Origin of the sequence: Leptotrichia rugosa, assembly GCF_041200005.1 — a bacterium.
GTDB lineage: Bacteria > Fusobacteriota > Fusobacteriia > Fusobacteriales > Leptotrichiaceae > Leptotrichia > Leptotrichia rugosa.
Map to the genome: position 1 here is coordinate 571,113 of NZ_CP165644.1, position 20,175 is coordinate 591,287.

Sequence of the window (20,175 nt, forward strand, 5' to 3'; positions counted from 1 at the left end):
ATTCTACTCCTCCTTCACTACCCAGTAAGATTGATTTATATTCTCATTTCTCCATTCTCTAAATAATTCATACTGTTTGTCATCATCATTTATTATTTCTTTCGCTTCTTCCTCTGTATAGCCGTAGTCGTCTATTAAATCAATCTCGGCATTTTCTCCGCAATAACTATCGCCGATTGAAAAACCTAATTTATATTTGCTCATTATTCCTCCTTAAATGCCTTAAAATGATTTTTGTAAATCTTTTTCAATTCCTTTATCTGTTCATCGCCCAAACAAATACCTCTCGCATCATACTTTCTTTCAAATGCTTCCACTCCAATATCGTGCTTTTCGGTATGGTGTTGTCTACAAAGCGAAATATATCTTCCCTGTCCTCTATCATTCGCATAACCTCCCAAGCTTCCAGCCGACTGCCAATGTTCAAAGTCAACTGGAGTTCTATTGCATACTGCACAACGTTTATATTTTAATTTTGCATAAATATATTTTTCTTCATTCTGCTGTTTATATAGTGTTTGCATTTCTTCCCACATTGCTATATCATTCTGCAAAAAATAGTCAAACAGGAAATTGGTAAATGTCACAGCTTCGGTATTACTCATTAATTTAAGTGCCAAGCTAAAAGTATCATTCAATTTGATAAACAACATTTGAATCTCGTCAGTTACAAAATCCATTAAATCGTTCGTGATTATATTGATTTTACTTTCTTTCGTGTAATTCTTGTCAATTATATCTCCGATTCTGTCTTTCAGCTTACTCTCCATATTTCTGAAAGGCTCATATCCCTTTATATTCTTGCCACTGTGCCTGATGTAAAGTTTCTTTAAGTCCTCCTTTGCCTTGTATAAAAAATAATCAGAAATGGCAGGCTTTTGCTTGCTAGTCTGCCAATTTATATCTACTCCTTTCAAATGATAGGCGTAGCAGTCTATAAACCAGTAAATTAGTTTTTGGTTTTCCCTGCTCATTCTCTTAGACATTTTCTCTTAGCCTTCCTTTTCTTAATAAATTTAATATTCTTGAACCGATTGGCATTCAGTTTTATATATCTTAAATCATTTTCGCTTATCTCAATTCCGTTCAAAAGTTTGTCTTTTACTTTTTTGTATATATTCTCATCCATTTTCCCTCCATAAAAAAATCACAGCTAAATTAATAACTGTGATTCCTGTTTTTAATTGCTATTCTAATAATCCTTCCATAATTTCATTATGAAACTGCTCTACTTTTTCCGCTATTTCTAAAAATAGTTCTTCGTAATCTGATTTCAAATCTCCTATTATAACACTTGTATCTATCTGTTGCATTGGTATTGAAACCATTCTATGTGTCCTAATATACGATAATCTAGTCAAGTTTATTTTGGGAAATTTTGACGGATCTATTTCTATATCATATACTGGATTTACATTTATTCTGTTTGGAATAGTTGAAATAGGAAGAACTACATAATCATCATTTTCAGGACTTCTTAATACTAAAGCAGGTCTTGATTTGATTGAATTTCTATGTAATCTTGTATCGTAGTATTGAGTTAAACATCTGACTATTTTTCCTACCATCAAACCACCGCTTCATAGTCATCAAATTCATCATAGTACATATCCCACATATAGTCATAAGGTCTTACTTTCTTTGCATCTTCTCTTATATCTTCGGTTTGGATTTTAATCCTTCCGTTTTCTTCCTTTTTAAGTCCCTTTCGAGAATTCATCCAAGAAGTTTCTTTGTGTGTTAATGCACTTAATTTCCACGATGCTAATGCTCCGTATTCCTGAATTACATTATTTATTATGTATTTACTTTCACTTTTTATGTCTTCTGTTTCATAATTTATTCCGTCCGTTGTATAAGAAGTCCGTACCTCTCTTGATACAGGTCCATACTTCCAGCCTTCAAACACTTCATCAAAAAGAGGCTCATTTAAAATAGCAAATGTTTCTCTTTGTGAAAAATACAATAATTTTTGCAATTTCATTTCATCAATAATTTCTCCTGTCACTCTTTTATATTCATTAAAAATATATTGAGCAACATTTATTATTTTTTCCATATTGCCACCCTCCTCTTGTTATCATTTGACAATTAAATTATATCTTAAAAGTAGCGAAAGTGCAACAAAAATTTAGAGTTTTTTTGACATTGTAAAGTAAAATATTACAAATCACAGTTATTATTCAGTTGTCATTGTCCTTTTATTAATCCAATCAATTTATTCTATTTCAATTTCTCAATTCTGCTTTTTCTATCCAGTTCTGCACATATGCTAATGCTTCAGTTAAGTCCTTTCTCTTAATATCACGATAACTTGCAACTCCAAACCTGTCCTTTAAATCTCTGTAAATTGCTGGAAACATTAAATTTCTGTCAGCATCTATCACATCTAGTCTTTGATAAACTCTTGTTGCTATTGTTTTCTGCAATTTTCTTTGTTCCGTATGGTCTATTCTTATCTCATTGTCAACTTTGTTTTCTACAACGTCAATTCTATGTTTAACACTCTTCATTTCATTTGCCTGCAATATGATCATATCTTCTATTGTCATTGGTTTTTGAAGTTGTTCAATCTTTTCAATAAGTCTAAATCTTGTTTCAGCATTATATCTTGCCCCAAGTTGCAGCACTCCTTTGTAATTCAAAAGAAACATTGGTTGACTTCTGTTAAAATTATCTATATAGGTGGTTGGCTGAAAAATTAGCCGACCTCTTTCCTCTCCTAATTTACCGATTTCATCTCTAATATCAGCTAAAATATTTTTATGTTCTTTTCCTACTATTTGTGCCACTTCCAAACTTGTCAATGTGTTTCTGCTTTCTATGTTCATTAATTCATTCATTAATATTCCTCCTAATTTTTTCTTATGCACTTTAACTTGTGTATACATAAGTTATTAAAAAAAATTTTCCAGATTTGGTCTAAAATAATTTTTACCTTTCAATATTTTTCCATCTTCCCTGAAAATTGCTTTTCCATTTTCAAGTTTCGACATATTGCTTTTGTGAACTTCCTCGAACGCTTCCATAATTAGTTCATCATTAAACCAAGTTCTTTGTTTGTAATAATCAATTACATAAAATTGATTCCCGTATGACCCTAGCTCAAGTGTTGTGCCTATCGCTATGTAATACATATCACAAATAGCATCTAATTTCTCTACATCTGTTTCAGCCTCCAAAAATTCCTTTAGTTCTTCATCAAATAATTTATTTCTTAGTTTAATCCGTTCAATGCTTGTTGCTCTATATACTTCCTTGTTTAGGTACTTTTCCTGCCTAAAAGCCACATAGAACTCCTTAACAAGTTTTTTCATTTTTTCTAAATATCTTATATCCATTTTTCTTAAATCTAATATTTCTGCGTTTGTCATTTTTTTATTTCCTCCTATAAAATTTCTATTCTCAACCCTGCATTTTCCTTGTCAACTTCATAACCTAAAAATACAGGAACAATATTTTCCATGTTGTCGTTCTCTATCCATTCATTTTCCTGCATTAAGTCCAACGGAAGCTGTGCAACATTCACATAATCAAATGCCCTTTTACTGTTTCTTATAAAATAAAATCCGATTTTGTAAGGCTTTTCTTTGCCTTTTAACATTTCCCTGAATTTTATTCCTTTTTGCCACCATTCATCAGCCGTATTTTTCTTGTATTTCATTACGGTTTCTGAATTTATCAGCCTTTTTCCTGTCCAGCGTTTGCTGTTTTTGGAACTCGGCACATTTCCAGATATAAAAATTCTCATTCTTGTTTTTCTCTCCTGTTCTCTACTCTTATTTCTTCTCCATCTGTCTCCTCCCAATAAGCTATTTCTTGTATTTCCGGACTCGAATTGTCACATTTCGCACACGAAAAATCGCCATATTCCACATCGTTGATTTCATCAAGCACTTCTCCATCTTTATCCATTTCTAAAACCTCAGAAATTCCACCTGTTATGTTCTGATAGAAGCAACCGCTTCCACATTTCTTGCATTTCCACATTTTTTTATCCTCCTATCCAAAAATTTCTTCAAAAATTTCTTTTTTCACTTCTTTTCTTCTGCTTTCCCAATTAAATGCTAGACCTTTGCAGTTCTCTTTTAACCTGTCAAGAACATCGTCGCTGCCATTTATGCTTAAATATTCCGACATCTGCTCAGGATCTAACGTTGTTGAGATTATTAAGCACTTTTCTTTTTCGTAAAGCATATTAAATATATCAAACAGTTTTTCTTTTCCCCACTCTTGACTTAAATATTCCTTACCTAAGTCATCAAGAATTATCAAATCTGCTTTTAATAAGTCATTAAGCACATCTTCTTCATCCTGATCTTGCATTTTCCAAGTTTTTTTTATTCTTTTGTAAATGTTCATCAAGCTTGTGCGGTAAACTCTGTAATTCTTGCATAATTCGTTATAAACACACAAGCTATAAAAAGTCTTGCCTGTCCCTCTTACACCGTAAAAATACAGTCCTATTCCGTTCTCAAGAGCTGTTTCAAAGTTTTTACAATATTTTTCAAGCATAACTTTTATTTTTTTCTCCTTGTCACTTTTTACAATTGCTTTTTCAAAAGTGCAATTATTAATTTTTTTAGGCAAATTCGACAATCTTTTAAAATATTTTATTTCCACTTTTCTTTTATTTTCTGCCATGTCAACATCGGAAAATGATGGAAAACTGCTAAAACTCAATGTCGTAGTTTGGTTTTCTTTCTCCAGCTTTATTCTTTCTACCCTCTGTTTTATTATATCTGACACCTTTTGCATTGCTATTTCCTCCGTTTTTTGTATTTTTATAGTTCTCTACCCATTCAGGCTCTAATCCTGTCCATTCCCTTTCTTTAGCGATTTCTATTGCTTCCGAAAGCCGTTCGGAATCAGGAAAATCTTTTAACAATTTGTTAATAGGAGCTATTGTCTTTATTGTTTTTTTTATTTCTTTGCGATATTTTATGTATTCTAAAATCAAGGCTTTGTATTCGTCTGATTTTTCAAGTTTGTTTACAAAGTCTTCAATTTTACTTTTTGTCTTTTCTTTTTTACTTTTTTCTTTTATATTATATTGGGTATTTTTAATTGTGTTTTTTTCATTGTGTTTTTTTAGATTTACATTTTTGTCACTATCGGAAGTGACACCTGTGTCATCTAGGGAAGTGACAACTATGTCACTATCATTTTTGTCATTATCAATTTTGTCACTATTAAGAGCAACATTTTTTAGATAATAGATATTTGTTTGATTGAATCTTCTCTTTTTCTCAATTAATCCTTTTTCTTCCAGCTTTTTCATATATCTTATTACTGTTCTTTTATCTTTTCCTATAATTTCAGCTAATTTCTCAACGCTCGGAAAGCATTTTCCTTCTGCGTCCGCAAACCTTGCTAAAATCATATACATTGATTTGACTTCAAATGACAAGTCAGTTCTATCTATTAGTTCATTTTCAACCCAGAACCAGCCTTTTTTTCTTATGTCTCTCATTTCTTCCCTCTCCCTACATCTTGTGTTCTTATCAAATTTATGTTATAATAAACACAATATATAGTATTTTTTGTTTTCTAGCACTCTTCGGAGTGCTTTTTTATTAATTAAATTTTCCTAATCTCAATCTTTTCTGATCTCTTATTATGAAATATCCCTGACTGTTAAAATATATTTCGTTTACCGTAGTCCTTTTTGTTCCTGAATCAAATAGCAATACACTTGCTTCTGTTACTTTTCCCTGTCTCCTGTTTCTTCTAAAATATATAAATTTTTATATTTCAAACATTCTTTTAAAAACTTCTTAAACATTTATCCTCCTTGAAAAACACAAAATATTATAGTGGACATTATAAACAGTCTCCAGTTAAAATTCCTATTCCACATTATGATCATTGGTACATAATAGTAACAAACGGCAATGTAAAAGCTAGTGTTTCTGTAATAAAATTTTAATAATTTACGGGGAGAATTATTCCCCGTTTACCTTGTATCCTTTTTCTAATCTGTCCATAACTTCTAATTTTTCATTGACCATAATATAACCTATGTTGTTTCCTTGTGGATCAACTACAAAGACACAAACTCCTTTTGATGTTTTGTCATTTTCTATTTTATCTTTCGCTTTTAGACATTTACTTAGCTTATTCATTTCTCCCACCTCCCTTTTGATACCAAAGACAAATATATTAACAGAATTTCTGAAATAATTAACCAGATGTTCCTTGACAAGTACAACGAATTAAAATAATTTATAGAAATTTTTGAAAAAATTCCTTTTGTGTGTCCTCCTGAATCACTCCGCAGTTTTCATACTCTTTCCTTATAATTTCAATTATTGTTTCAAAATCTTTTTTTGGCACTTTATTTTTAACCAGCACCTTTAAAATTTCTGCTACATAATTTGTTATTTTTTCATTCACTTCTCACACTTCCTTTCTTTTCTTTTGGATTATCAATTTAAACACTATTAAAATAATTACATCTTCTAAGAAAGGAGTAATTATTATGGAAAATAATGATGAAAAATTAAAAGAAATCGCTGACTTGATTAATTTAATTATTATTTTAAAAAAATCAAGTAATTAAACCGTTTACTTTTAACAACGAATTAATCAAAAAAATTTAATTTTCTAAATATTTGCTGGATTTGTTTTTTCCTATCCCATTTAAAAAAATTATAAATTGCATTTCTTGAATACCCAATTTTTTTAGAAAATTCATCTATCGTCAATTTATTCTTTTCTATCAAATATTTAAATCTAGCAAATTCAGGGTGTTCATTTGATTTTTTATATTTTCTAGCCATACTATCACCTCGTTAAAACTATATCACATCTGTTGTTAAATGTCAACGGATATAAAAATTTATTTTTTAATAAAAAAAGAGCCTTTTTTAAAGCTCTTAAAAAATACTTTATTTCCCTTCTTTCAAATCAATTCTTACATTTTTGTAATTATGTTTTTGTAATAAACTTAATAAATTACTTCCATTTATTAAAGTCAAAGGTTTATCTTTAACAAATTCATAGGAATCAGCTCCAAAATCTGAAGTAGTAACTAGAATTCCTTTTGTAGCACCTTCGTTATGAACTGTTCCATATAAATCCCGAACTGCTGATATTCCTACTAAATTGTTATATCTTTTTGCTTGTATTATGTATTTTCCACCTTTAATTGGATCAGGGTCAAACATTATTGCATCAACTCCACCATCTCTGCTTGCTTGTGTAGTTTTTACTTCTACTCCATCATTTTCAAATTCTTTTTGAAACAATTCTCTTATTAAGTGTTCAAAATCTTTCCAATCAATATTTGCTATATTTATTCCCTCTATTTTATCACCTATTTCAACATTATCAATAAATCTTTTATCTTCTGTATTTATATTCAATATTGGGGCAACAGGAACTAAGTCATTTAAGTTAGGTTTTGAAATACCTTTTAATTTTCTAAAACAAGTTTTATAGTCAACTTGTTCTAAATTTATAACATCAAAATTCTCTTTTTTAGTTTGTAGACTTAATAAACAAAAGCTTTGTTCATTTCCAGTTGCTTTATTTATATTTTCTATCCAACCATTAAATACTATTGATTTCACGCTATCATTTTCAACTTTTGAATATAAAACTTCTACAATTTTTAAAACTAATCCATACAATAATTCATTATACACTTTTTCTTTTTGTTTCTCAGTTATATACGTTTCATTAAATTCATCTCGTGATTTTACATAAGTCATATTTTTTAAATCTGGTATCACATCTATATTTGGCAGAACATAATCTAACACTAATATTTTACTTAACTCGTTATACTCTAAATCATAATCTCCCTCCAAACCTTCGTATGGAAATTCTATCGCATCTAAGACTAATTCAAAATATTCTTCAACCGCCTCTTTTTTGTTTTTATTATATCTATTATTTAATTCTTCTATACTTTTATTGTATTTTTCACGTTCATCATAAAAACTAATTTTTCTATTTTCCCAAATTTTCAATTCTTCGTTAAAGACTCTCAAATTTTCTTCATTTGCAGCTTTAATTCCTTCACATTTCACTTTCCATTCTTTCAATTCTTTTTCATATTGTATTTTTTTCTTTCTCTTAATTGAAGGAATTATTTTTGACATAAAAGTTTCTTTATATTCTGGTTTAGGAAATACAGTTTTAACAGATATTTCTGGACGTTCTTCATCAAATGTATCTTCTCTAATCTGATCCAACAAACTAATTTTATTTTTTATATGTATATGATTAGCTATTTTAAAAAAAGTATTACGTTGATTTTCAGCATTTTCTTTCGTTGTCTTAGCATAATTTTGATTACTTTCTACATATTCTTTCTGTAATTGTTTTTGATATTCTTTTTCGGCTTTTACTTGCTCCCTTTTCATTGCATTTAATTTTTGAACTCGTTCTCTTTCTGCACGTTTTCTACTTCTTTCTGCCTCACGTGCAGCCTGTTTTAAAATAGTAGTAAAACTTTTTCCGCGTCTTGCCATATTATCCCTTTCTTTTATAATTCATCTATTTTTTCTTTTACCTTTTGTATCAAAGTCTCTGCTTCTTTATAATCGCCATTTTTTAATTTTATATATTCAATTTTTTCCACCATTTCATTTAAAATATTCTTTTGACTTTTAACATCTAATAATTTTAACAAATTTAACATTTCATCATCAATTTTATAATTTTCTATTTCGTCACTCGTTTCATCTTCATCATCCATATACCCAATTATTTTATACAGTTTACTCAAATCTATTCTATAAAAGGCTGATAAAGCCTTTAAATAAAAAGGATTAGGCTTTTTCTTTTGTCCATTTTCAAGCATAAATATTTCCTTTTTATTCAAATTTGTATATGCCGCTACTTGACCATACGAATAATCTTTACTCTCTCTAACTTTTTTTAAATAATTTCCTAATTCTTTTAATTGTTCGTCTTTTATTCTAAAATCTGACATAAGTACCATCCCTTTTTTCTATAATTATACAATATTTTTGTTGTCATTTGATAATTTTTTTAAAAAAGTGTTGACATTTAACAACAAAAGATATATAATATTTGTGTAAATAAAATTTTACAAAAAAAATTTTACTCAGCGTGTTGTTAAATGTAAACGATAGGAGATGATTAAAATGACAGAACTAGAAGAAATAAAAGATGTTGTCTCTGACGAAATACAGAGACAGATTGCAGACGGCATTCTCGTGAAAAATTACGACGAAGGGGTAATAGAATTTACTGATGAGCAATTAGAAGAAACTCTGCAAGAATTTGCGGAAAATGGATGGGATTCAGAAGAACAGAAAGTTATAAAAGAATGTTTCAAGAATTACAGCTTTGAAGAGGAAGAGGAAGTCAGTGTACCTTACAAAGACTGTAATGGCGGAATCGACTGGTATGACACAGGGGAAACTAGAATAAATTATTTTGAGATGAAGAAAGTAGGAGGCAAGTAAAATGAACTTCACTTTATACAAAGATAATAAATTCGTAATGCAAAGAAAACATTTTTATCCTTTAAGAGTGCATATCATGAAAGCTCTAGGAATGAAAAGTGTTTTTGAGACAAGTACAAAAGAAGTGATAAAAAAAGCAAAGAAAAATAATTATAGAATGGAGATGAGTGGAAATGAAATTTGAAGCATTAAAAATAGTAAATGATAACAGCAGTAAAGTGAGAAAAGAAAACAGCAAAAAGTTAGTGAATAGAATAAAAAAATTATTTAAAAAGTAATTGATGTTTTAACAAGCTCATTAGCGATAGTTAGTGAGTTTGGATAAGATATTAAAATTTAGGAGGAAATATGGACGAATTACAAATTTTAGAATTTAAAAGAACAATGACATCATTGGAAATTTCAGAAATCACAGGTAAGGAACACAAAAATATTCTAGCTGATGTTAGAGATGAAATTAGTAAATTAGGGACAGAAAGAGGACAGCTGATTTTTCAGCCGTCCTACTACATCAACGAGCAAAATAAGAAACAGCCAATGTTTGTTGCAAACATACAAGGAGTTTTACAACTCGGAGCAAGATATAGTGCTGATGTTAGATATAAATTAATTGAAAAAGTAACAAAAAAGGAAACTGTTAAAAGTAAAGAAAATATATTTAAAAATGATTTAATCGACATTGAAAAAGATAAAATCAGACTAGAAAAGAGCAGAATTTTAAAAGAATTGTCTCAAAGCATTACAAATGACAAATATAAACAAACTTTGGAAATATATAGTGCGAATGCTCTCTATGATGAACCAATTTTAGAACTTCCCGTTGCTAAAAAGAAAAGCTACACAGCAACAGAAGTCGGCAACAAGTTAGGAATTACATCAATGAAAGTCGGAAGCATAGCTAAAAAGCATAATCTAAAAACAGAAGAATTTGGATTTTGGGCTTACGATAAAGCAAAACATAGCAATAAACAAGTAGAAAGTTTTAGATACTATGAAAACGTGATAAATGAATTGAAAAAATATATTTAGGAGGAAAAATGAAAAAGAGAATATTTAAAAATACTTTAAAAGTGATTTTAACTATCGCATTAACTATTGCAGCTTATAAATATGCAACAGTAGAAAGGGGGTATTTTTTAGGAGTGATTGGCGGTGGAGAAACGGCAGTTCCAGTATTGTGCTGGTTATTGCTTTGGTTTTTCCCGGCAGCGTTTAAAGAAATGAAAGGAAACAAAAATGAGTAGCTTAAGAAAAATTAAAAAGAAAAAGTTTAAAGAGGAAATAACTGAAAAAGCAATGGATTACACAAAATTTGTGCTAGATGAAAACGAAAAGACAAAAGTTTTCTCGATGATGGCGTTGTCAAATTTGTGTAAATATTATAGAAACTATTTTAGTATCGTCGGTATTACCGACAAAAATCTTGTAAAAGGTGACACTAAAATATCTAAGTTGTCAGAGGAGCAGACTCTATGGTGCAGCTTTGAACTTGAGGACATCATACAACGAAGTTTCAGGACATTGACAAGACTCATAGAGGAATATGATTATGAAGATTTGCAAAATCCAAATCAGCGAAAAATAAAAGACTTTAAAAATGAATTTGTAGTCGTCGAATTTTCAAAAATTTATCAAAAGAATTAATAAATTTAAAAATTAAATTTGATAAATATCTAAAAACTAGATACAAAGAAACAGAAAATGCGCTAAAACAGATACTCGTTATATTTGCATACTATAACATATTTAAAGCACAAATCTGCAACAAAATAAAAGATTTTAATAAAAAAAATAGAATGTATATAAAAACTTTGATAACAAAAACAGACAAAAAATTTGCAGAAATGGAAGAGGTCATCATGGAAAGTGGGGAAGTTAATCACGAAGAAGAGGCGTTAAGTCTACTAGCTTTTGAAGAAGTTGGAATCAAAATTAAATGGGTAGGATATAGCAGAAAAGAAGCTTTAAGAATAAAGAAAAAATATGAAAGGATTAGTGGATAAGATGAAAAAAGAAATTAAGGAAAAAGTAATGAAAATAATGGATTTAGCTCTCGAGATTAATTCGAGAGAGAAAAATACAATTTTTGTTGAGTTTTCTGGTCATACAAATGAAATTTGTGCTAAAGTTTACGAAAAAGGTTGGGAATACTGGAGAGAAAATGAAGAAGGAAGAAAAAATTAAATGAAAGTTATTTATATTTAGACAAAGACGATTGTGTTGAAAAATTAAATAATTTAATAAAAAAATTGAAAGAAATGAAAGGATAAAGATATGAATATTTACGAAAAAATACAACAAGCAAGAGTAGAATTACAAAAAAGCGGACTTAAAAAAAGTGGGCATAATAAATTTGCAGGTTTTGATTATTTTGAATTAAAAGATTTTTTACCACGAGTGAATACAATTTTCAGTGAATTAAAATTGTTTTCAAAATTTGATTTGACTGAAAACGAAGGAATTTTAACTATTATTAACTCTGAGAATTTAGAAGAAAAAGAAACTTTTGTGACACCTATTGCAAAAATAGAGACGAAAGGACAAAATGTTTTACAGCAAATAGGCTCAACTCATACATATTTAAAAAGATACTGCTACTACAATGCTTTAGAAATAATTGCAAATGATGACTTTGAGTCGACGATTGATAAAGAAGAGTATGAAAAAGCAATTAAAGCAATTAACACATTTCACCAATTTTTCGAAAGAGAGTTAAGTGATTTTTTGTTAATAAATAATGCTAAACAAATAGCAGATTTAGAACCATTTCAAGTTATAAAATTCAAAAAATTTATGCATAAAAAAGCAAAAAATGATTCTGAACTTGCGAAAAAAATAAAAAAATTTAGTGAAAAAGGAGAATAAAAAATATGAACAATGCAATATTGATGGGAAGATTAACAAGAGATGTGGAACTAAATTACAGCCAAAATGGAAAAGCATTTACAAGGTTTGCAATAGCAGTAAATAGAATCGGAGAAGGAGCTGATTTTATAAACTGCGTTGCTTGGGAGAAAACAGCTGAAACAATAGCTGAGTATTTCAAAAAAGGTCAAAGAATTTTAGTTCAAGGAAGCATTAGAACAGGAAGTTATGAAAGGAACGGTCAGACTATTTATACAACTGATGTTTTAGTAAGCCGATTTGAATTCGTTGAAAGTAACAAGCAAAGTGAAAAGAAATATGATGATGACGATGAATTTCCTTTCAGCTAAAAAATAGGGGGTTAAAAAATAAAAACAGGAGAAAAAGATATGAGTAATTTAAGTTTAATAAAATATGAATTAGAAGAAATAAATAATATTGCAAATTTTTTAGACAGCGAAAATAACGAATTAGACGAAAAAACAATAAATGACACAAAAGAAAGCATAGAATTGCTTTTAGAAGAAAAATCGGAGCAGTTAGAGCTGATATTAAAAGAACTTGAAGCAAAAGAAGAAAAGTGCAAAGAAATTGCTGATTTTTATGCTATAAAAGCAAAACAAGCGAATGAAAAGAAAAAAGCACTCAAAGAATTAATTTTGGAGGCAATGCGGAAACTCGGTGCTAAGAAAATAGAAACTGTAACAGGAACATTTACAATTAGAAATAATGCGCCATCACTAATTATTGAAGATGAAAATTTAATTCCGCAAAAATTTATAACGCATATTAGTTCTATAAAAATTGAAAAAAATGAAATAAAAAATGAAATAAAAAAAGGGATTAAAATTCCAGGAGTGCATTTAGAAAGCACTCAAAGTTTGGTAGTAAAATAATAAAAGCAGAAGAACGTTTGAGAGAAATAGGAGGATAAAATGAGTTGGAAATGTAAAGAATGCGGATGTGAATATTTTAATATAGACTGTAAAGTAACATATTATCAAGCTGATTTAGATGACTATAAGAACATAGATAATTATAAACTTTCTGAAAAAGAAATGATTCAATACGTGTGTTTTGAATGTGGAAATTCGAGTGAGATTCTGGAAGAAATAGCTGAACAGAAGGAATGGGAGGATGAACAATGAGAGAAATAAAATTCAGAGCTTGGCTTAAAGAAGACAAGAAAATGGAAAATGTCAAAACAATGGATTTTACAGATAAAACTATACGATGTTTAAAAAAGAATGAATTTATTAATGCATATCTTTTAAGAAGAGTGAGCTTTGATGATGTTGAGTTAATGCAATATACAGGATTAAAAGACAAAAACGACAAAGAAATTTATGAAAAGGATATAGTTTCTTGTAATAAATATAAAAATATAGTTGTATTTTTTGAAAATGGATGTTTCAAGGTTAGATATCCCAAAAATGATACAACTAATATAATATGTACATTAGATACATTTTTAGAAAAATATAAGTGCAAAATTTCAGGAAATATTTATGAAAATTTTGAATTATTGGAGGAGAACAAATGAGTAAATACAAGGTAGGATTTTATGCGAATAGCAACGCAAATATCTACTCTACAAATGCTGAAGTTATAGATTTAGTAGAAGATTGCGGTTATACAGAGAAAGAGGCGGAAGAAATAATAAATGATGAAGAAAAGTTAGAAAAAGAATTTGATGTTTGGTTATGGGATACTATAGAAACAGGCTTTCAAGTTCTCAAAACAGAAGAGGAAGTTGAGGATTGGAAAAGGATGGATCAATGATAAAATATGCTGAAATATATAAAATCAAAATTGAAAATGAAATAAGATATATAGCGAAAATGTATGTCACTTATAGAGATGAAATGATAGATAGTTTTAGTAGCAATTATTTAGAAAAAGTTGTTGAATATTTAATAAGTGAAGAATACGTTATATCAAATTATTTTGATATGACAGAAATGGAGGGATAATGAAAATAAAATTAAGTGTAAAAGAATGTGCCGAATTCATGAATAAGAGTCAACCTTATATAAGAAAAGGGTTACGTAATAAAAGGTTTCCATTTGGCTCAGCAGTTCAAACAAAAGAACCAACACCCGAAAATCCTGAAGGCAACTGGGACTACCACATCCCACTTATACCAGTTGAACAATATATGGGAATAAGCTACGAAGAATGGTTAAAGATTAAAAGGGTGTGATTAAACTATGAAACTCAAAAATCCTAATGGATATGGTTCTATCATAAAACTCTCAGGGAAACGAAGAAAGCCGTTTGCTGTTAGAGTCACAGCAGGATGGAGCAAGAAAGGAAAACAAATTTATAGGTACGTTGGTTATTACAGCAATTTAAAGGAAGCTAATCAAAAACTGGTTGATTATAATAAAAATCCATATAATTTAGATGGGGAAAATGTCACATTTGAAGATGTGTTTGAAAAATGGAAAAAAAGAAAATATACTATTGTTGGACATTCTGCACAGCTCGGATATAACGCCGCCTTTAAAACGGCTATTAAACTTCACAAAATGAAATTTGTGGATATCAAAACTTCCCATATGCAAGAAGTTTTATCAAACGATACTAGAAAACACGGTTCACGTAGAAAGTTAAAAATACTTTTTAATCAACTTTTTGATTATGCAATGAAAAATGATATTGTTACAAAAGATTATAGTAAATATGTTGAACTTGAGAAAAATAACGAGAAAAGCACAAGAAAGCCATTTTCAGAAAACGAGATGCAGAAATTATGGGAATTGTCAAATGATATGGAATGGGTAGATACTATTTTGATATTAATATATACAGGATTTAGGATAGGAGAATTGTTGGAAATTAAAAATTCCGATATCAATTTAGAAGAGCAGTATATAAAAGGAGGGCTAAAAACCGAAGCAGGAAAAGATAGAATTGTTCCGATTAATTCAAAAATACTTCCTTTTATAAAAAATAGAATGCAAAAGAAGAATAAATACTTGATTGTGAATTTTAAGGGAGAGCAGATGAAATATAACAACTACTACAAAGAGAAATTCCAACCTATCATGGAACAACTAGGAATGAAACATAAGCCACATGATACTAGACATACATTTGCAACATTACTTAGTAATGCAGATGCAAATAAAACATCAGTTAAAAAATTAATAGGACACAACAGTTATACAACAACTGAAAAATTTTATACTCATAAAGACATTGAAGAGTTAAGAAAAGCAGTGGAAAAGATATAGTATTTTGTATATTACCTGTATATTACTTGTATATTACGCATACAATCTCAAACGATTTCAAACAATCTATGAAAAATAAAAACCCCTGAAAACCAGTGTTTCCAAGGGTATATAAAATAATAAAATTATCTTTTTGAGAATTGTGGACTTCTTCTTGCTTTCTTTTTCCCGTATTTTTTTCTTTCAACCATTCTCGAATCTCTTGTTAAGAATCCAGCTTCTTTTAGTGCTCTTCTTAATTCAGCGTCTGCTAATAATAGAGCTCTTGAAACACCATGTCTTATAGCTCCTGCTTGACCTGTATTTCCTCCACCGTTTACATTAACTTTTACTCCGTATTTGTTTAAAGTTTCTGTCAATTCTAATGGTTGTTCTACGATTTTAGCTAAGATTTCTCTTCCACCAAAATATTCTCTCATATCTTTTCCGTTAATTGTAACTCCTGTTTCTCCAGGGATTAATCTTACTCTTGCTACTGATGTTTTTCTTCTTCCTGTTCCTAAATATTGAATTTTATTTGCCACGAATTTTTACCTCCTATAAATCTATTCTTTCTGGTTTTTGTGCTGAATGTACATGTTCATTTCCTACAAATACTTTAAGTCTGCCAATCATTTGACTTCCTAGTTTATTTTTTGGTAACATTCTTTCAACGGCTTTTCTTATTACTTCAGTAGGTTGTTTTTCTAACATTTCTTGCAAATTTCTAACTTTTAGTCCACCTGGATAACCACTGTGTCTGTAATATTTTTTATCTAATAATTTTTTTCCTGTAACTGCGATTTTTTCAGCATTTGTTACAATAACAAAATCTCCTCCATCAACATGTGGTGTGTAGCTTGGTTTATGTTTACCCATAAGTCTTACTGCGATTTCTGCAGCAACTTTACCAAGTATTTTTCCTTCGGCATCTATTTCATACCAATTTCTTGTAACTTCTTCTTTTTTTTGCATTTTAGTGTATTTACTCACTTCATCCTCCTATTTTTTTCAATTAAATTTTATTCGGATAACGGTCCTTTGTGGGAAAGGCTCATATTTAAATATAATTATATATCATTTTTGCTCCTTTGTCAATAAAGAAAGATGAAAATTTTTTCTGAACATCAAATAGGATAGAGATAGGGGGAAAAATTTAGAAAAGATTTTTAGTTTTAATTTATTTTTGATTACAAGATGTTATTCTGTTTAATATTATTTTAGTAATTTTATGGATTGAATAAAAAAATAAAAAAAACTCAAAATAGAGTTTTTTTATTTGTACTTAAATATTTTAAAATTTTTTATCCTTGTTTTAATGGATTCACTACTTTAACTACAAACAAGCGAAGGCGACTTAAATTTTGTTTTTCGTTTCAATCCTTGTTTTAATGGATTCACTACTTTAACATGTATGATATCTGCATATAAAGGTAGTCTAGCATAGGTTTCAATCCTTATTTTAATGAATTCACTACTTTAACTGATTTTGGGGCTATCAACCAAATTGCATTAGGAGAGTTTCAATCCTTATTTTAATGGATTCACTACTTTAACGTCCTATCGTACTCAACATTCAATGACCCTGGTACAATGTTTCAATCCTTGTTTTAATGGATTCACTACTTTAACAATTTATAACATTAATCAATTATATCTAAATTTTTATAGGGTTTCAATCCTTGTTTTAATGGATTCACTACTTTAAACCGTATTTTTGAGAAAATTCTTTATTTATCAATGTTACAGAGATTTTTTCAGACATTAAAATTGCAATTTTTTGACTAATTTTTGTTATTTTTTGCCATTTTTTTAGCATTTTCCGTAACTCGTAATCCCCATTTTTACTGACTTTAAATGGATTTTATCAGCATTTTTTTATTTCCTGTAGTGGTAGGAACTTTTTCTACAAACTTATTTTACCATATTTTTCTGTTTTTTCAAAATTTTTTTTGATTTTGGACGGAGTAAAATATTTAGAGATAAATAAAAATTCTGTTTTGAGTCCTTTTATCAAAATCATAAAACTACTAAAATAGCATTAGACAAAATAACACTCTGTAATCAAAAATAAATTAAAATTAAAAATATATCTCTAAAATTTTTACTCTATTAAGCAAAAAATAGTTGGTTCACAAAATTATCAAATTGTGATAAAATTAATTAATTAATTACAATAAAATAACTGGAGAAATATTTATGAATAATAAAGATAAAGATTTATTTTCTAAATTTGACACGTTAAAGTTTGTTGCAATAATTATGGTTGTTTTTATTCATATTGTCTGCGGGAAACTTTATGAAGTTGAAAGTGGCGAGCTTTCTTATGAATGGATTATTTCCAATGTCATCGACAGCTTTTGTAGGAGTTGCGTGCCAATTTTTGTGATGGTTAGTGGATTTTTTTTGCTTGGAAAAGATGAAAAAATAATAGTATTTTTTAAAAAGCGGATTTTAAAAATTATCCCCAAATTCTTAATTTACTCTATAATTTTTTATCTTTTCACAATAACTTTTCACAATAACAGTTTTGAAAATAATCTATTTTTCAAAAAAAGTTTTTATATAAATTTTGTAAAACAGCTATTAACTGGAAAAGTTTATTATCATTTGTGGTATATTTACATGATAGTTTCAATTTATCTCATTACACCAATTTTACGAAAAATTGTTTTTTGGGATAAAGAAAAAAATTTTCAAAATACAAAATATCTAATATCAGTTTGGATATTTTTTTGGGTTTTGATGCCATTTTTTAACACTTTTTTTAAGTTAAAGATAAATACTTATGAACAGGTTGGTGAGTATGTTGGGTATTTTTTACTCGGATATTTGATTGGAAATAAAAAAATTAGGATTTTTAAAAATAAAAAAATAAGTGCAGTTCTGTTTTTTTTGTTTAATTCCATAATTATTTATTTTACTTATATTTTCACAAAAAAAGATGGCAAGCTGTTTGACTATTTTTATAATTATTACTCGATATTTGTATTTTTTATATCAGTTATAATTTTTGAGTTTGCAGTAAATTTTGAAACAAAAAAAAATTAAAAAATGAAAATTTAAGTTTAAAAAAATTTGTAAAAGTTGGGTCAGCTATGACATTCGATATCTATTTAATTCATCCAATTTTTGTCTATTTTTGTGAAAATTATTTAAAAAATAGGATAAGTTATGGAAAGTATATAGTTATTTCATTTTGTTGCGTATTTTTTTTATCGTTTATAATAAGTTTATTTTTTTATTATATTAAAAAATTATCAGAAAGAGGTGTGTTATAACAGTGAGCGGTGTTAGAAAAAATTATTTGGCATTATTTTGGATACTTACGATAGTTGTTTACTTTATAGGTCTTATTATCATAAATAGAGGACTTGGATTTAGGAATATAGGAATATTTGGAGTCGCGCTAATTGCATATTATGTTGGAAATATTTACAATATTGCAGTTGGAAGATACCGGCTTCGTGATATGGCGGTTGTCTGTGTAGTTAACTTTATTTTTGCCACCGTGGCTAATTTTTTTAAAATATTTACATTTTATGAAGCGATAGTTCTATTTGGAATAATCGCCATGTTTCAAATTGTTTTTAGATATATTATAATCGTGGGAGTTGTTGAAAGACAAAGAATTATGTTTATAGGAGAAAATGATTATACCCAAGATTTACTTGAAAGCATAAAAAATGACGAACAATACAGATTTATTGAGCATTACAAAAATGTTCAAAAAAAAGATTACGGATATGATATATTAAAAATTTGTGATTTAAAAAAAATAAATATAATTGTCGATTTTACGGAAAATTTACTTATAAATCCAAAAATTGTTGACAAACTTTTAAAAAATAAATTAAAGGGACTTCAGTATTACAATTATTTAGAATTTTATGAAATGTATGAAAATAAATTGCCAGTTTCGCATCTGAGTCCAAAGTGGTTTTTGGAAAATACAGGTTTTGAAATTTACCACAATAATTTCAACTTAAAAGCCAAAAGAATATTAGACATTATTTTTGCGCTATTAATAGGAGTTTGTGTAATTCCGATTATGATTATTGCAGCGATTATTATAAAACTTGAGTCAAAGGGACCGATATTTTTTATTCAGGAAAGAATTGGTGAGGGAAACAAACCTTTTAAAATCGTAAAATTTCGTTCGATGACGACTGATGCTGAAAAAGATGGACCAAAATGGGCTACAAAAAATGATAACCGTGTCACAAAATTTGGGAAATTTATGCGTCTTACAAGAGTGGACGAGTTGCCACAGCTATGGAATGTCTTAAAAGGTGAGATGAGTTTTGTAGGACCAAGACCTGAGCGAGAATTTTTCATAAAACAATTAGAAAAAGAAATAATGTACTATAATTTAAGACATACTGTAAAACCCGGGCTTACAGGCTGGGCTCAAGTGATGTATCCCTACGGAGCAAGTGTCGAGGATGCCTACAGAAAATTGCAATATGACTTATATTACATAAAAAATCATGATATTTTATTCGATATGAAAATTTTATTAAAAACCATCACAATTGTAATTTTTGGAAAGGGAAGATAAAATAAGATAAGATAAGATAAAATATCTTTTAAATAATAAAAATAAAGAAAGATAAAAAAATAAAAAGAGAAAAATAATAAAGAGAGAA

General features: G+C 28.5%; 37 protein-coding genes. 19 read left to right on the forward strand and 18 right to left on the reverse strand.

All coding sequences use genetic code 11. The features are described from left to right. Positions 1 to 3 precede the first annotated feature (3 nt). The 11 genes from AB8B22_RS02935 to AB8B22_RS02985 form a co-directional block, all read right to left on the reverse strand. A complete protein-coding gene (locus tag AB8B22_RS02935; RefSeq protein WP_314394866.1) occupies positions 4 to 204 on the reverse strand; it encodes a hypothetical protein in 201 nt (66 codons plus the stop codon). Beyond that, positions 204 to 986 carry a putative HNHc nuclease gene (locus tag AB8B22_RS02940; protein WP_369711600.1) on the reverse strand — a complete coding sequence of 261 codons (783 nt, stop codon included), beginning with the start codon at positions 984 to 986 and terminating at the stop codon, positions 204 to 206. The genes AB8B22_RS02935 and AB8B22_RS02940 overlap by 1 nt, the downstream gene beginning before the upstream one ends. Beyond that, a complete protein-coding gene (locus AB8B22_RS02945) occupies positions 971 to 1,129 on the reverse strand; it encodes a hypothetical protein (RefSeq protein WP_369711601.1) in 159 nt (52 codons plus the stop codon). The genes AB8B22_RS02940 and AB8B22_RS02945 overlap by 16 nt, the downstream gene beginning before the upstream one ends. A 58-nt stretch (positions 1,130 to 1,187) precedes the next feature. Next, positions 1,188 to 1,568: a hypothetical protein gene (locus tag AB8B22_RS02950; RefSeq protein WP_369711602.1), complete on the reverse strand. Its 381-nt coding sequence runs from the start codon at positions 1,566 to 1,568 to the stop codon at positions 1,188 to 1,190. Further along, positions 1,568 to 2,059 carry a Panacea domain-containing protein gene (locus AB8B22_RS02955; RefSeq protein ID WP_094079841.1) on the reverse strand — a complete coding sequence of 164 codons (492 nt, stop codon included), beginning with the start codon at positions 2,057 to 2,059 and terminating at the stop codon, positions 1,568 to 1,570. Before AB8B22_RS02955 ends, AB8B22_RS02950 begins: the two co-directional genes overlap by 1 nt. A gap of 169 nt (positions 2,060 to 2,228) precedes the next feature. After that, on the reverse strand, positions 2,229 to 2,843 hold the full coding sequence (locus tag AB8B22_RS02960) for a Rha family transcriptional regulator (protein WP_369711603.1): 615 nt from the start codon (positions 2,841 to 2,843) through the stop codon (positions 2,229 to 2,231). A gap of 54 nt (positions 2,844 to 2,897) precedes the next feature. Beyond that, positions 2,898 to 3,374 carry a hypothetical protein gene (locus tag AB8B22_RS02965; RefSeq protein ID WP_369711604.1) on the reverse strand — a complete coding sequence of 159 codons (477 nt, stop codon included), beginning with the start codon at positions 3,372 to 3,374 and terminating at the stop codon, positions 2,898 to 2,900. Positions 3,375 to 3,388: 14 nt separating this feature from the next. Beyond that, the gene (locus AB8B22_RS02970) at positions 3,389 to 3,751 is read right to left on the reverse strand and encodes a hypothetical protein (protein WP_314081122.1); all 363 of its coding nucleotides are present in this window, start codon (positions 3,749 to 3,751) and stop codon (positions 3,389 to 3,391) included. Next, positions 3,748 to 3,990, reverse strand: a complete 243-nt coding sequence (locus tag AB8B22_RS02975; RefSeq protein ID WP_369711605.1) for a hypothetical protein — start codon at positions 3,988 to 3,990, stop codon at positions 3,748 to 3,750. The genes AB8B22_RS02970 and AB8B22_RS02975 overlap by 4 nt, the downstream gene beginning before the upstream one ends. A gap of 12 nt (positions 3,991 to 4,002) precedes the next feature. Continuing rightward, on the reverse strand, positions 4,003 to 4,758 hold the full coding sequence (locus tag AB8B22_RS02980; protein WP_369711606.1) for an ATP-binding protein: 756 nt from the start codon (positions 4,756 to 4,758) through the stop codon (positions 4,003 to 4,005). Then, positions 4,673 to 5,473: a helix-turn-helix domain-containing protein gene (locus tag AB8B22_RS02985; protein ID WP_369711607.1), complete on the reverse strand. Its 801-nt coding sequence runs from the start codon at positions 5,471 to 5,473 to the stop codon at positions 4,673 to 4,675. Before AB8B22_RS02985 ends, AB8B22_RS02980 begins: the two co-directional genes overlap by 86 nt. Before the next feature lie 321 nt (positions 5,474 to 5,794). On the opposite strand from AB8B22_RS02985, the gene AB8B22_RS02990 reads away from it, so the two are divergent. Beyond that, positions 5,795 to 5,929, forward strand: a complete 135-nt coding sequence (locus AB8B22_RS02990; protein WP_369711608.1) for a DUF1883 domain-containing protein — start codon at positions 5,795 to 5,797, stop codon at positions 5,927 to 5,929. Between the two features lie 16 nt (positions 5,930 to 5,945). Here the strand turns inward: AB8B22_RS02990 and AB8B22_RS02995 are convergent, their stop codons facing one another. The 5 genes from AB8B22_RS02995 to AB8B22_RS03015 form a co-directional block, all read right to left on the reverse strand. After that, on the reverse strand, positions 5,946 to 6,125 hold the full coding sequence (locus AB8B22_RS02995) for a hypothetical protein (protein WP_369711610.1): 180 nt from the start codon (positions 6,123 to 6,125) through the stop codon (positions 5,946 to 5,948). A 100-nt stretch (positions 6,126 to 6,225) separates the two neighbouring features. After that, entirely contained in the window at positions 6,226 to 6,396 is a 171-nt protein-coding gene (locus AB8B22_RS03000; RefSeq protein ID WP_369711611.1) for a hypothetical protein, read from the reverse strand. A gap of 188 nt (positions 6,397 to 6,584) precedes the next feature. After that, positions 6,585 to 6,782, reverse strand: a complete 198-nt coding sequence (locus tag AB8B22_RS03005; RefSeq protein ID WP_295686534.1) for a helix-turn-helix domain-containing protein — start codon at positions 6,780 to 6,782, stop codon at positions 6,585 to 6,587. 108 nt (positions 6,783 to 6,890) lie between these two features. Then, positions 6,891 to 8,480 (reverse strand): restriction endonuclease, encoded by a 1,590-nt coding sequence (locus AB8B22_RS03010; RefSeq protein WP_369711612.1) that lies wholly within the window; start codon positions 8,478 to 8,480, stop codon positions 6,891 to 6,893. Positions 8,481 to 8,494: 14 nt separating this feature from the next. Continuing rightward, positions 8,495 to 8,944, reverse strand: coding sequence for a helix-turn-helix domain-containing protein (locus AB8B22_RS03015; protein WP_295686540.1), 450 nt, complete (start codon positions 8,942 to 8,944; stop codon positions 8,495 to 8,497). Positions 8,945 to 9,119: 175 nt separating this feature from the next. Here AB8B22_RS03015 and AB8B22_RS03020 point away from each other — a divergent pair, with 175 nt between their 5' ends. The 16 genes from AB8B22_RS03020 to AB8B22_RS03095 all read left to right on the forward strand — a co-directional run bounded on the left by AB8B22_RS03020 (position 9,120) and on the right by AB8B22_RS03095 (position 15,547). After that, on the forward strand, positions 9,120 to 9,443 hold the full coding sequence (locus AB8B22_RS03020) for a hypothetical protein (protein WP_369711613.1): 324 nt from the start codon (positions 9,120 to 9,122) through the stop codon (positions 9,441 to 9,443). 1 nt (position 9,444) lies between these two features. Further along, positions 9,445 to 9,627, forward strand: coding sequence for a hypothetical protein (locus AB8B22_RS03025; RefSeq protein ID WP_369711614.1), 183 nt, complete (start codon positions 9,445 to 9,447; stop codon positions 9,625 to 9,627). A gap of 164 nt (positions 9,628 to 9,791) precedes the next feature. Continuing rightward, positions 9,792 to 10,472, forward strand: coding sequence for a Rha family transcriptional regulator (locus AB8B22_RS03030; protein ID WP_369711615.1), 681 nt, complete (start codon positions 9,792 to 9,794; stop codon positions 10,470 to 10,472). An 8-nt stretch (positions 10,473 to 10,480) separates the two neighbouring features. Then, complete coding sequence (locus AB8B22_RS03035) at positions 10,481 to 10,687, forward strand: hypothetical protein (RefSeq protein ID WP_369711616.1); 207 nt, start codon at positions 10,481 to 10,483, stop codon at positions 10,685 to 10,687. After that, entirely contained in the window at positions 10,680 to 11,087 is a 408-nt protein-coding gene (locus AB8B22_RS03040; RefSeq protein WP_369711617.1) for a hypothetical protein, read from the forward strand. Before AB8B22_RS03035 ends, AB8B22_RS03040 begins: the two co-directional genes overlap by 8 nt. A 152-nt stretch (positions 11,088 to 11,239) precedes the next feature. Continuing rightward, entirely contained in the window at positions 11,240 to 11,446 is a 207-nt protein-coding gene (locus tag AB8B22_RS03045; RefSeq protein ID WP_369711618.1) for a hypothetical protein, read from the forward strand. Between the two features lies 1 nt (position 11,447). Beyond that, positions 11,448 to 11,627, forward strand: coding sequence for a hypothetical protein (locus tag AB8B22_RS03050; protein WP_369711619.1), 180 nt, complete (start codon positions 11,448 to 11,450; stop codon positions 11,625 to 11,627). Between the two features lie 90 nt (positions 11,628 to 11,717). Next, a complete protein-coding gene (locus AB8B22_RS03055; protein ID WP_369710822.1) occupies positions 11,718 to 12,308 on the forward strand; it encodes an ERF family protein in 591 nt (196 codons plus the stop codon). Between the two features lie 5 nt (positions 12,309 to 12,313). Further along, on the forward strand, positions 12,314 to 12,658 hold the full coding sequence (locus tag AB8B22_RS03060; RefSeq protein WP_369711620.1) for a single-stranded DNA-binding protein: 345 nt from the start codon (positions 12,314 to 12,316) through the stop codon (positions 12,656 to 12,658). 39 nt (positions 12,659 to 12,697) lie between these two features. After that, positions 12,698 to 13,204 carry a siphovirus Gp157 family protein gene (locus tag AB8B22_RS03065; RefSeq protein ID WP_369711621.1) on the forward strand — a complete coding sequence of 169 codons (507 nt, stop codon included), beginning with the start codon at positions 12,698 to 12,700 and terminating at the stop codon, positions 13,202 to 13,204. A 39-nt stretch (positions 13,205 to 13,243) separates the two neighbouring features. Then, positions 13,244 to 13,456, forward strand: a complete 213-nt coding sequence (locus AB8B22_RS03070; protein ID WP_369711623.1) for a hypothetical protein — start codon at positions 13,244 to 13,246, stop codon at positions 13,454 to 13,456. Beyond that, positions 13,453 to 13,851, forward strand: a complete 399-nt coding sequence (locus AB8B22_RS03075) for a YopX family protein (protein WP_369711624.1) — start codon at positions 13,453 to 13,455, stop codon at positions 13,849 to 13,851. Before AB8B22_RS03070 ends, AB8B22_RS03075 begins: the two co-directional genes overlap by 4 nt. Continuing rightward, the gene (locus AB8B22_RS03080; protein ID WP_369711625.1) at positions 13,848 to 14,090 is read left to right on the forward strand and encodes a hypothetical protein; all 243 of its coding nucleotides are present in this window, start codon (positions 13,848 to 13,850) and stop codon (positions 14,088 to 14,090) included. Before AB8B22_RS03075 ends, AB8B22_RS03080 begins: the two co-directional genes overlap by 4 nt. After that, complete coding sequence (locus AB8B22_RS03085) at positions 14,069 to 14,281, forward strand: hypothetical protein (protein ID WP_369711626.1); 213 nt, start codon at positions 14,069 to 14,071, stop codon at positions 14,279 to 14,281. Before AB8B22_RS03080 ends, AB8B22_RS03085 begins: the two co-directional genes overlap by 22 nt. Next, positions 14,281 to 14,511 (forward strand): hypothetical protein, encoded by a 231-nt coding sequence (locus tag AB8B22_RS03090; protein WP_369711627.1) that lies wholly within the window; start codon positions 14,281 to 14,283, stop codon positions 14,509 to 14,511. The genes AB8B22_RS03085 and AB8B22_RS03090 overlap by 1 nt, the downstream gene beginning before the upstream one ends. 7 nt (positions 14,512 to 14,518) lie before the next feature. Continuing rightward, on the forward strand, positions 14,519 to 15,547 hold the full coding sequence (locus AB8B22_RS03095; RefSeq protein ID WP_369711628.1) for a tyrosine-type recombinase/integrase: 1,029 nt from the start codon (positions 14,519 to 14,521) through the stop codon (positions 15,545 to 15,547). Between the two features lie 125 nt (positions 15,548 to 15,672). Here AB8B22_RS03095 and rpsI read toward each other — a convergent pair whose 3' ends face one another. Together rpsI and rplM are read right to left on the reverse strand one after the other, a co-directional pair. Beyond that, positions 15,673 to 16,071: a 30S ribosomal protein S9 gene (gene rpsI, locus AB8B22_RS03100; RefSeq protein WP_094079069.1), complete on the reverse strand. Its 399-nt coding sequence runs from the start codon at positions 16,069 to 16,071 to the stop codon at positions 15,673 to 15,675. 13 nt (positions 16,072 to 16,084) lie between these two features. Further along, complete coding sequence (rplM, locus tag AB8B22_RS03105; RefSeq protein ID WP_094079068.1) at positions 16,085 to 16,519, reverse strand: 50S ribosomal protein L13; 435 nt, start codon at positions 16,517 to 16,519, stop codon at positions 16,085 to 16,087. A gap of 1,206 nt (positions 16,520 to 17,725) precedes the next feature. Here rplM and AB8B22_RS03110 point away from each other — a divergent pair. After that, positions 17,726 to 18,577, forward strand: coding sequence for an acyltransferase (locus AB8B22_RS03110; RefSeq protein ID WP_369711629.1), 852 nt, complete (start codon positions 17,726 to 17,728; stop codon positions 18,575 to 18,577). Between the two features lie 232 nt (positions 18,578 to 18,809). Next, positions 18,810 to 20,087 carry an exopolysaccharide biosynthesis polyprenyl glycosylphosphotransferase gene (locus AB8B22_RS03115; protein ID WP_237048652.1) on the forward strand — a complete coding sequence of 426 codons (1,278 nt, stop codon included), beginning with the start codon at positions 18,810 to 18,812 and terminating at the stop codon, positions 20,085 to 20,087. Positions 20,088 to 20,175: the final 88 nt, after the last annotated feature.